Genomic DNA, 10,543 nt, shown 5'->3' on the forward strand with positions numbered 1-10,543 from the left:
GATCATGCGTACGATCCTCATCGCCGCTCTTGCCGCTCCCGCACTGATGCTGGGCGGTTGCGGCACGCTCAATCAAGGCGTCGACTCGATCAAGCAGCCGGTCGTCAGCCGCACCGATTACGTGTTCGATGCGCAATCGACCACGGCTGGCCTGGCGCCGGGCGAGACCGAACGGGTCGCCGGCTGGCTCGCCTCGATGCGATTGCGTTATGGCGATCAGGTTTCGATTGACGATCCCAATCCCTATGACTCGCGTGCTCGCGCGCAGATCGCGGCGATCGTCTCCAGCTACGGTATGCGCCTCGCCGATCGCGCGCCGATCACCAATGCTCCGATGGCGGCCGGCATGGTTCGCGTCGTCGTCAGCCGGTCGGTCGCCACGGTCCCAGGCTGCCCCGACTTCACGCGCAGCGGATCGAGCGAATTCCAGGGCAGCGCGACCTCCAATTTCGGCTGCGCGAGCAACGCCAACCTGGCCGCGATGGTCGCGGATCCGCTCGATCTGGTCCGGGGTCGTACCGATGATGGCACAACCGACCCGGTCACGTCGGGCCGCGCCATCGGCACGTATCGCAAGGCCGCCCCGACCGGGGGCGGTGGCACCTCAGTCAAATCCGAATCGTCGGGAGGCAAATAAGATGAACGCGCCGTGGAAACCCGCTGGCGTCGCGCATCGCGAGCCGTTCGTCGCCTATGTCTGCGACGAGACGACCGCAGAAGCGCTGCGTCCGATCGTCAGCGAGATGGGCTGGTCGGCCGAGAAGGTGAACAAGGGCGGGCTGCGTAATGCGGTCCAGTCTTTGTCGGTCTCGGCGAGTCCGCAAGTGCTGTTCGTCGATCTCTCCGAATCGGGCGATCCGCTCAACGACATCAACGCGCTGGCCGAAGTCTGCGAGCCGGGCACTGTCGTCATCGCGGCGGGCCAGGTCAATGACGTCCGTCTGTATCGCGACCTGACCGCGAGCGGGATCCAGGATTATCTGCTCAAGCCGCTCAATCCCGACATGCTGCGCGAAACATTCGGTAGCGCGCAAGCGGTGTTGAACGCGCCGCGGCTGAACGAAGTCTCGCTGGATCGTCCGCATTCCGCGACCGCGGTGATCGGCACGCGCGGCGGCACCGGCGCCTCGACCATCGCGACCTCGATCGCGTGGCTGATGAGCGAGAAAGGCGGCCGTACCACGGCGTTGCTCGATCTCGACGTGCATTTCGGCACCGGCGCGCTGGCGCTCGATCTCGAGCCGGGCCGCGGCCTGACCGACGCGATCGAGAATCCCAGCCGCATCGACGGTCTGTTCATCGAACGCGCTATGGTCAAGGCCAGCGAACGTCTCGCGGTGCTGTCAGCCGAAGCGCCGATCAATTCGCCGATGATGACCGACGGCTCCGCTTTCTATCAATTGCAGGAAGAGATGCGCGCCGCGTTCGAATGCACCGTGGTCGACCTGCCGCGCGCGCAGTTGATCCAGCATCCGCATCTGATCAGCGATATCCAGACGACGGTGGTCGTTACCGAGCTGACGCTGGCCGCGGCGCGCGACACGATCCGCATCCTGTCGTGGTTGAAGTCGAACGCGCCCGGAAGCCAGGTCCTGGTGGTCGCCAATCGGGTGCCCGCCGGTGGCCAGCTGGAAATCAACCGAAAGGACTTCGAGAGCTCGATCGAGCGTCGCATCGATTTCCTCATCCCGTATGACCAGAAACTGGCCGCACAGGCAGCCAAGCTGGGCAAGACGCTGGCTGAGGCCGGCAAGGGATCGAAGACGGTCGCGCCGATCGGCGACCTCTCCAACCGCCTTTTGGCGGTCGGCGATGCGGCCGAGCCCGCGGGCAAGGCAACGGGCAAGAACGGTGCGGGAAAACCGGCCGGGCAGTCGTTGATGGGCAAGTTCGCCGATCTCAAGTCGCTGATGCCGGGCAAGAAAGCCGCGAAGTCGAGTTGACCATAGCCGGCCCATCCGGGCCGGCTCGAACAAGTGGAGCGTTTGAGCGATGCCATTGGTGCCGCTGATCACGGTGTTTGCAGGAGCGGCGGCCATGCTGCTGCTGCTGGCGTTCGCCTTTACCGGCCCGTCGGCGGCAAAGGCGCAGACGCGCCGGCTGAACTCGCTCCGCGAACGCCATAGCGGCGCCGCCAGCGACGCGGTGATGGCAGCGCAAATGCGCCGCATCACCGGCAAGCGCGACAGCAACATGGATACGGCGATGATGCGGTTCCTGCCGCGTCCGGCCGTGCTTAAGAAGCGCCTCGCCATGACCGGCAAGACCTGGACCGTCGGTCAGTACGGCCTGGCGACATTCGGTATTATGCTCGTCGTCGCTTCTTTATTGATGATCCGCGGCGCGCCGATCGCGATCTCCGTGCTGATTGCCGTGTTCCTCGGCGGCGGATTGCCGCATTTCGTGGTCGGCTATTTCATCAAACGCCGGGTCAACAAATTCACCACCAAATTCCCAGACGCGATCGAATTGCTCGTGCGCGGGCTGCGCTCGGGCCTGCCGATCAGCGAAACCATGGGCGTGGTCGGCGCCGAAGTAGCCGGACCGGTCGGCGAGGAATTTCGCGCGGTATCCGACAAAATGAAGATCGGCCGGACGATGGACGCCGCGCTGCAGGAAACCGCGGACCGCCTCGGCACGCCCGAATTCCAGTTCTTCGTCATCTCGATCGCGATCCAGCGCGAAACCGGCGGCAACCTGGCCGAAACGCTCGCCAATCTGGCCACCGTGCTTCGCCAGCGCAGCCAGATGAAGCTCAAGATCAAGGCGATGTCGTCCGAATCGAAGGCATCGGCCTATATCGTCGGCTCTCTGCCGTTCATCGTGTTCGGCCTGATCATGTGGATCAGCCCGGCCTATATGGGCAATTTCTTCGTCGATCAGCGCCTGATCGTCGCCGGTATCGGCGGCTTCATCTGGATGTCACTGGGTGGCTTGATCATGGCCAAAATGGTCAATTTCGAGATCTGAGGCCATGGAACCACATCACACAACCCTGCTCGGCGTCGACGTCCTTTGGGTAGGCACCATGCTTGCCGGGGTCGCCGCGTTCGCCGTGATGCTCGCCATCTACGCCGCGACCACGGTGCGCGATCCGATGGCGCGTCGCGTCAAGGCGCTCAACGACCGCCGCGAACAGCTGAAGGCCGGCATCACTGCCTCGACCAGCAAGCGTCGCGCGAAACTGGTCCAGAAGAACGAGACCACCGACCGTATTCGCAGCATCCTGTCGGGCCTCAAGGTGCTGCAGGACAGCCAGCTCAAGGTCGCGCAGACCAAGCTGCTCCAGGCCGGCATCCGCAAGAAGGAATATGCCGTCGCGGTCATCTTCGGCCGGCTGATCCTGCCGATCCTGTTCGGCCTGCCGATGCTGTATTTCGTTTACGGCACCGACGCGTTCGCCACCTGGTCGCCGCTCAAGCAATATGGTCTTGTCGCCGGTGCCTTCATCCTGGGCTACAAAGGCCCCGACATCTACCTCAAGAACAAGATTCAGAAGCGCTCGTCGGCGATCCGCAAGGGCTTGCCCGACGCGCTCGATCTGCTGGTGATCTGCGCCGAGGCCGGCCTGACCGTCGATGTCGCGTTCCACCGCGTGTCGAAGGAATTGGGCCGCGCCTACCCCGAACTCGGCGACGAATTCGCGCTGACTGCGATCGAGCTCGGCTTCCTGTCGGACCGCCGCCAGGCGTTCGAGAATCTGGCGACGCGCGTCGATCTCGACGCGGTCAAGGGCGTGGTCACGACCATGATCCAGACCGAGAAATACGGTACGCCGCTGGCCTCCGCGCTGCGCGTGCTGTCGGCCGAATTCCGCAACGAGCGCATGATGCGCGCCGAGGAAAAGGCCGCGCGCCTGCCCGCGATCATGACCGTGCCGCTGATCCTGTTCATCCTGCCGACCTTGTTCATCGTCATCCTGGGTCCGGCTGCGTGCAGCATCAACGACGCCTTCCTGCACGGCGGCCATTGATCCAAAGACTCCCCCCTCCCGTACGCGGGAGGGGGCTACCCTTGCACAGGCCCGCAACCCGGCGCAGCATGACGCGTTGGCATCTCAACAGGGAGAGACGCGATGATGTTCACCGACCCCAATCAGATCGCCATAGTCGTGCTGGTCCTGATCGTCGGACTGGTCCTTGGTCTGATCCTGGCGCCCAAGGGCACCAAATGGCGCACGCGCTATGAAGCGGAGCGCGATGCGCATGCCGCGTATCGCCAGGACTCCGATGCCAAGATGCGCGATCGCGACGCGCTGACGACCAATCGCGACGCTTACGTCCGCGATTTGGAGAAGGCGAAGATCGATCTGGCCGCCGCCAATGAGAAGCTGGCCGCGGAGAATGCAGAGTTGCGGGCGCGGACGGTGTGACCAAATCTCCCTCTCCCGTCGGGAGAGGGAGGGAGGCGCGAAGCGCCGGAAGGGTGAGGGCAGAAGCAAGAATGCTGCCCTCACCCTTCCCACTCGCTGCGCTCGCGGGCCCCTTCCCTCTCCCAACAGGAGAAGGAGCTGCGCTCAACTCAATGCCTTACAGCTCGACTTCTTTCGCGCGGCGTCGATCGCGGCGAACTGCGCGCGATCGGGTGCCAGGATGCGAAGCAACGCGATCCCGGTCGTGCCGGTAACACGCACCGCGGTCATGCCGTCGGGCACCGGCTGGCCGGCTTGGGCGATCGCGATCCGGATCGGCTGGTTACCGGCATCGATATTGTTGCGGACGTAAGCGACGTCGGTGCGCGCATCGAACACCGACAGCGACCAGTAAGGCGCCGGCACCGGCTCGACATCGACCAGCACGGGACCTTTCGACAGGTCGAACGGGCAGGAGGAATAGGCCAGATCGGGGCTCGGCCGGACGATCGCGCGGGCTTTGTCGGTGGCGAGCGGGGCGGCGAACATCGCATTATAGCCCGCCCCTTTCGCGATACGGTGGGTAGCAAGGCTCATCAGCACGCGCGGAAATTGCGCCAGCGCGACGTGATAGCCGACGAACGCCAGTATGACGCCAAGCAGCAACGGGAACAGCCAGTGACGCATCAGCAGGCCTCCTTGACGATCGCGGGCAGCCGGTCGCGCGTCAGCGTGCCGAGCCCGCCATCGTCGGGAAGATAGACGCGCAAGGTCAGTTCGAACCGCTCGATCCGCCCGGTCGGCAGCCACAGTCCGGCTTGTTCGGCAGGCGCGACGATCACGTCCCATGCCGCTGGATTGGGCACAGCTGCGCTGTTGACGGAGAAACGGTTGGCCTGGTTGGCGACCAGATAGCCGGGATGGTCGTAGAGCGTCAGGCTCCACCATTTGGCCGGGATTGCTCTGCCCGACACGCGATAGCGGCAGCGGCCGTCGAGCGGATCGCCGGCGCTGTCGACCGCGGCATTGTAATAGCGCGCTTCATGCGCCGGGAGCGCGAGCAGCCCGCGCAGCGACACCACCGCCCGGGTGAACGCCCCGGCGCGCGCGGTGCCGAAATCACTGCCCGTGGTCCAGGGTCCAATCGCGCGGCTCGCGCCGAGCACGCCGGTACGGACATGCTGGATCGCGGCACCAGCGCCGAGCGCCAACCCGAGTACCCCACAGGCTGCATATCGGATCCAGGGCTTCATGGCCCCCTCCCTGTTAGTTCGGGCAGCGGTGGTAACGCTTGCCTTCCATCATCATCGCGTCGTCGCCGATGCGGTCGACCTTGAGAATCTGATCGAACGGCTTGTCGTCCGCGCTGTAATTGCCGGTGACCTTGATCGTTTTGCCGTCGAGCGACCAGTGACCCATGCCGCGCTTGCCGTAGAAACCCCCGCCGGGGCCGAAATTGACCGCGCGGCGCGCCGTGCAATCGCCATTCTCCGCCCCCCAACGCCCCGACAGCCAGGTGCGATTGATGCCGCCCGGAATCGGTTTCGGGGTCGGCTTGGGCGTTGGCGTGGCCTTGGGAGTCGGCTCCGGCTTGGGCGTCGGGCTGGGTTTGGGCGTCGGGTTCGCTTTGGGCGTCGGCGACGATGACGGCTTGGGCGATGGGGTCGGAGTAGGCGACGGACTCGCCACCGGGGTGGGCGTCGGGGTAGGCGCCAGATCGGTCACCGCCGGACTTTGCGTCGGGACCGGCGCAGGCGTCGGAGCATAGCGATTAGGATCGATCACGTCGTCGCGGAACATCCAATTGTCGCCATAGCGGACGAAGCGGCCGGTGCGCGTCGCCGATTTGTCGCACTTGCCGGTAAATGGGCTGCACGTCGTCGCGCGATAGTCGCAGACATAGCCGGGGCGATCGGGCGCGGTCTTGCACGCGATGCGCTCGGTCGACTGCACCTTGGCGCCCGACCGGCCCAAGGCGTCGGCGATGTCCTTTTCGGACGGGCCGTCATTGCCGCCCATGCTGCCGCACGCGGCCAGCGGCGCCATCATCGCGAAAACCAGCCAGCGCTTCATGCCCAGATCCATCGCCGTTGAGTGCGGTCGCCGCCGGGGCGAAGTCAAGCCCGTCTCAATCCACTTTGCGGCCCAAGGCCGCTTGCGCCGCCGCCAGCCGGGCGATCGGCACGCGATAGGGCGAGGCCGAGACGTAATCGAGTCCGACGTCTTCGCAGAACGCGATCGACGCCGGATCGCCGCCATGCTCCCCGCAAATACCGAGTTTGATGTCGGGCCGCGCCGCGCGCCCGCGCTCGGCGGCGATACGGATCAACTCGCCGACGCCCTCGACGTCGAGACTGACGAACGGGTCCTTCGGATAGATGCCCTTGTCGACATAGATGCCAAGGAAGCGCGCTGCGTCGTCGCGGCTGACGCCGAGCGCCGTCTGCGTCAAATCGTTGGTACCGAACGAGAAAAACTGTCCGACCTCAGCGATCTCGCCAGCCTTGAGCGCGGCGCGCGGCAGCTCGATCATCGTGCCGACGAAATAGCTGATCTCGCGGCCCTTGTCGGCGAACACTGCCTGGGCGGCCCTGTCGACCACCTCCTTCATCAGCTCGAGTTCGCGGCGCGTCGCGACCAACGGGATCATCACTTCGGGGATCGGCGCGCTATCTGAATCTGGGCCCGATTTCTCGGCGACGGCGACGGCGGCCTCGAAGATCGCCCGCGCCTGCATCTCGTAGATTTCGGGATAGGTCACGCCCAGCCGGCAACCGCGATGCCCGAGCATCGGGTTGAACTCGTGCAATTCGGCGGCGCGGCGCTTGAGATAATCGACCTCGACCCCCGCGGCAGCGGCGACCTCGGCAAATTCCTCTTCCTCGTGTGGCAGGAATTCGTGCAGCGGCGGGTCGAGCAGGCGGATCGTGACCGGCAGGCCCGCCATCACCTCGAACAATTCGATAAAATCGCTGCGCTGTTCGGGCAGCAATTTGTCGAGCGCGGCCCGCCTGCCCTTCTCGTCCTCGGCCAGGATCATCTGGCGCACCGCGGTGATCCGCGCGGCGTCGAAGAACATGTGCTCGGTACGGCACAGCCCGATACCCTCAGCGCCGAACTCGCGCGCGGTTCGCGCGTCGAGCGGGGTCTCGGCATTGGCGCGGACCTTGAGCCGGCGGACGCCATCCGCCCATTCCATCAGCGTGCCGAAATCGCCGGCGAGCTCGGGCTGAACGGTCGGCACTTCGCCGATCATCACTTCGCCCGAGGCGCCGTCGATCGTGATCACGTCGCCTTCGTTCACTTCGCGGCCCGCACAGCGCATAACCTTCGCCTTGGCGTCGATCGACAATGTGCCGGCGCCCGACACGCACGGCCGGCCCATGCCACGCGCGACGACGGCGGCGTGGCTGGTCATGCCGCCGCGCGCGGTCAGGATGCCGCGCGCCGCATGCATGCCGTGAATGTCTTCGGGCGAGGTTTCGGTACGGACCAGGATCACCGCATCGCCCGCCGCGGCGCGCTTTTCTGCGGTATCGGCATCGAACACGACCTTGCCCGACGCCGCACCCGGCGAGGCCGGCAGCCCCTTGGTCAGCACGTCGCGCGGCGCCGCGGGATCAAGCGTCGGGTGGAGCAATTGGTCTAGCGCCGCCGGATCGACCCGCAGGATCGCTTCCTCGCGCGTGATCAGCCCTTCGTTGGCCATGTCGACAGCGATCTTGAGCGCGGCCTTGGCGGTGCGCTTGCCAGAACGCGTCTGGAGCATCCAGAGCTTGCCCTGCTGCACCGTGAACTCGATGTCCTGCATGTCGCGGTAATGCTTTTCGAGCGTGTCGAACACGCCGGCGAGCTGGGTGTAGACCTCGGGCAGTGCCTCTTCCATCGACAGCGGCTTGGCGTTGGCCTCTTCGCGCGCCGCTTTGGTCAGGTATTGCGGCGTGCGGATGCCGGCGACGACGTCCTCGCCCTGCGCGTTGATCAGGAACTCGCCATAATAAGCATTGTCACCCTTGGACGGATCGCGCGTGAAGGCGACACCGGTCGCCGAGGTGTCGCCCATATTGCCGAACACCATCGCCTGGACGTTGACCGCGGTGCCCCATTCGGACGGAATGTCGTTGAGCCGGCGATAGACTTTCGCTCGCTCCGACTGCCACGACCCGAACACCGCGCCGACCGCGCCCCACAGCTGATCGTGGACGTCCTGCGGGAACGGCTTGTCCCACTGCTCGACAACCAGCTTCTTGTAGGTGTCGACCAGCGCCTTCCAGTCGGCGGCGGTCATCTCGGTGTCGAGATAATAGCCTTTGTCTTCCTTGGCGATTTCGAGCGCTTCCTCGAACGATCCGTGATCGAGTTCGAGCACCACGTCCGAATACATCTGGATGAAGCGGCGATAGCTGTCCCAGGCGAAGCGCTCGTCGCCCGAGGCATTGGCCAGGCCGACCACGGTCTCGTCGTTGAGCCCGAGGTTGAGGACGGTGTCCATCATCCCCGGCATCGACGCGCGGGCGCCCGAGCGGACCGAGACCAGCAGCGGATCCGCCGCATCGCCGAATTTCTTGCCGGTGACGCCTTCGATATGCGCGATGCCGGCGGCGACTTCGGCCTTCAGGCTGTCCGGGAACGACGCGCCTTCATCGTAATAGACCGCGCACATCGGCGTCGAGATGGTGAACCCGGGAGGCACCGGCAGGCCGATCAAGGCCATCTCAGCCAGGTTTGCGCCCTTACCGCCGAGGAGATTCTTGTCCCCCTTCCCCCCATCGGAAACGCCACCACCGAACCGGTACACGTACTGCGTCATTCGTCAGTCCCTTTATGCCTGGTTTCGCTGGGGAGGCGGAAGGATCAGGCGGAATGTGTACGTCGAGGTATCATCCCTCGATCTTCGAGAAATCGGCGACGCCGTGGACCGCGTCGCGCACCCGGGCAAGCAGCGCGAGGCGAGCGGCACGTTTGGCGGGATCGGCGTCGTTGACGGTCACCGCGTCGAAGAACGCATCGATCGGCGCGCGCAGCGTGGCGAGCGCGGCCATCGCGGCTTCGAAATCCTCGTTGCCGACGGCGTCGGCCGCGGCCGGGCCGGCGGCGTCGAGTGCGGCGATGAGGTCTGCTTCGGCGGGTTCGGGGGTGTAGCCCAAATTCCCTCTCCCATCGGGAGAGGGAGGGAGGCGCGAAGCGCCGGAAGGGTGAGGGCCGTCAGTGGCGCCTTCCCCTGCCCTCACCTTCCCACTCGGCTGCGCCGAGCGGGCCCCTTCCTCTCCCACGGGGAGAGGAGTTTCGTACCCTTCCTTCTTCAGGATATTCGCCGCACGCTTGTAGCCGGCGAGGAGGTTGGCGCCGTCTTCGGTGGTGACGAACGACTGCAACGCGTGGACGCGCGCGAGCAGGCGGACGAGATCGTCCTCGCCACCGAGCGCGAACACCGCGTCGATCAGGTCGTGGCGGACACCGGCTTCGCGTTGCTGAACCTTGAGTCGGTCGGCGAAGAAATCCAGTGTAAGCGTATCACTGATTTCTTCGGCATCGAGAATCGCGAGCCAAGCTTCGACCGTTCCGATCGCATCAGCGTCTAAGTCAAAGCTGCTCTGTTTTTCTTCCGTATATGCCAGCTTGAGCGTGCGCTTATCTTCTGACAGCTGATATGCGGGAAGCCAATCGTGTTCGCTGAGTCCTCGAAGCATTGGTATCGCTTCAATTCTTTGCGCCGTTACAGCCTTCCACATTGGATAGAGGCGGCTAAACACCCCGGTCAGCGGAATCCGAAGTTGGTTGGTCTGAACGAGCGAAATTATGCCCAGCGTCGCTCTGCGCAACGCAAAGGGATCTCGCGAACCCGTCGGCGTTTCCCGCACCACGAAGAACGACAATACCGTATCCAGCTTGTCCGCCAGCGACACCGCCACCGTCACCGGCGCGGTCGGCACGTCATCGCCCTGCCCGACCGGTTTGTAGTGATCGCGGATCGCCTCAGCGACTGCCGGAGCCTCGCCCTGCGCAGCGGCGTAATAGCCGCCCATCAGGCCTTGAAGCTCGGGGAATTCGCCGACCATGCCGGTGACGAGGTCGGCCTTGGCCAAGCGCGCGGCGCGTTCGGCCATGTCGGCTAGAATCCCTCTCCCGTTGGGAGAGGGAGGGAGCGCCGAAGGCGCGGAAGGGTGAGGGTCGACATCGGCGCCCTGCCCT

Annotated in this window: 10 protein-coding genes; 5 read left to right on the plus strand and 5 right to left on the minus strand. The window is 65.1% G+C overall.

Going from position 1 to position 10,543, the window contains the following annotated elements; translation table 11 throughout:
• Positions 1–4: 4 nt before the first annotated feature.
• The 5 genes from SAS01S_RS13495 to SAS01S_RS13515 all read left to right on the plus strand — a co-directional run bounded on the left by SAS01S_RS13495 (position 5) and on the right by SAS01S_RS13515 (position 4,372).
• On the plus strand, positions 5–637 hold the full coding sequence (locus tag SAS01S_RS13495) for a CpaD family pilus assembly lipoprotein (protein WP_066809103.1): 633 nt from the start codon (positions 5–7) through the stop codon (positions 635–637).
• A 1-nt stretch (position 638) separates the two neighbouring features.
• Positions 639–1,943, plus strand: coding sequence for a CpaE/TadZ family protein (locus SAS01S_RS13500; RefSeq protein ID WP_066809106.1), 1,305 nt, complete (start codon positions 639–641; stop codon positions 1,941–1,943).
• A gap of 49 nt (positions 1,944–1,992) precedes the next feature.
• A complete protein-coding gene (locus SAS01S_RS13505) occupies positions 1,993–2,970 on the plus strand; it encodes a type II secretion system F family protein (protein WP_066809109.1) in 978 nt (325 codons plus the stop codon).
• Between the two features lie 4 nt (positions 2,971–2,974).
• Entirely contained in the window at positions 2,975–3,973 is a 999-nt protein-coding gene (locus SAS01S_RS13510) for a type II secretion system F family protein (RefSeq protein WP_066809116.1), read from the plus strand.
• Positions 3,974–4,075: 102 nt separating this feature from the next.
• On the plus strand, positions 4,076–4,372 hold the full coding sequence (locus SAS01S_RS13515; protein WP_066809118.1) for a hypothetical protein: 297 nt from the start codon (positions 4,076–4,078) through the stop codon (positions 4,370–4,372).
• Between the two features lie 144 nt (positions 4,373–4,516).
• Here the strand turns inward: SAS01S_RS13515 and SAS01S_RS13520 are convergent, their stop codons facing one another.
• The 5 genes from SAS01S_RS13520 to SAS01S_RS13540 form a co-directional block, all read right to left on the minus strand.
• The gene (locus SAS01S_RS13520; protein WP_066809120.1) at positions 4,517–5,038 is read right to left on the minus strand and encodes a DUF1254 domain-containing protein; all 522 of its coding nucleotides are present in this window, start codon (positions 5,036–5,038) and stop codon (positions 4,517–4,519) included.
• Positions 5,038–5,604: a DUF1214 domain-containing protein gene (locus SAS01S_RS13525; RefSeq protein ID WP_084238992.1), complete on the minus strand. Its 567-nt coding sequence runs from the start codon at positions 5,602–5,604 to the stop codon at positions 5,038–5,040. Before SAS01S_RS13525 ends, SAS01S_RS13520 begins: the two co-directional genes overlap by 1 nt.
• A 13-nt stretch (positions 5,605–5,617) precedes the next feature.
• Positions 5,618–6,424 (minus strand): hypothetical protein, encoded by an 807-nt coding sequence (locus SAS01S_RS22575; protein WP_157082817.1) that lies wholly within the window; start codon positions 6,422–6,424, stop codon positions 5,618–5,620.
• Positions 6,425–6,479: 55 nt separating this feature from the next.
• A complete protein-coding gene (gene ppdK / locus SAS01S_RS13535) occupies positions 6,480–9,161 on the minus strand; it encodes a pyruvate, phosphate dikinase (protein WP_066809128.1) in 2,682 nt (893 codons plus the stop codon).
• 70 nt (positions 9,162–9,231) lie between these two features.
• The coding region (locus tag SAS01S_RS13540; protein WP_245656905.1) for a glycine--tRNA ligase subunit beta at positions 9,232–10,543 on the minus strand (1,312 nt) is incomplete at its 5' end.

The sequence above is a fragment of the Sphingomonas asaccharolytica NBRC 15499 genome (assembly GCF_001598355.1).
Taxonomy (GTDB): Bacteria; Pseudomonadota; Alphaproteobacteria; order Sphingomonadales; family Sphingomonadaceae; genus Sphingomonas; species Sphingomonas asaccharolytica.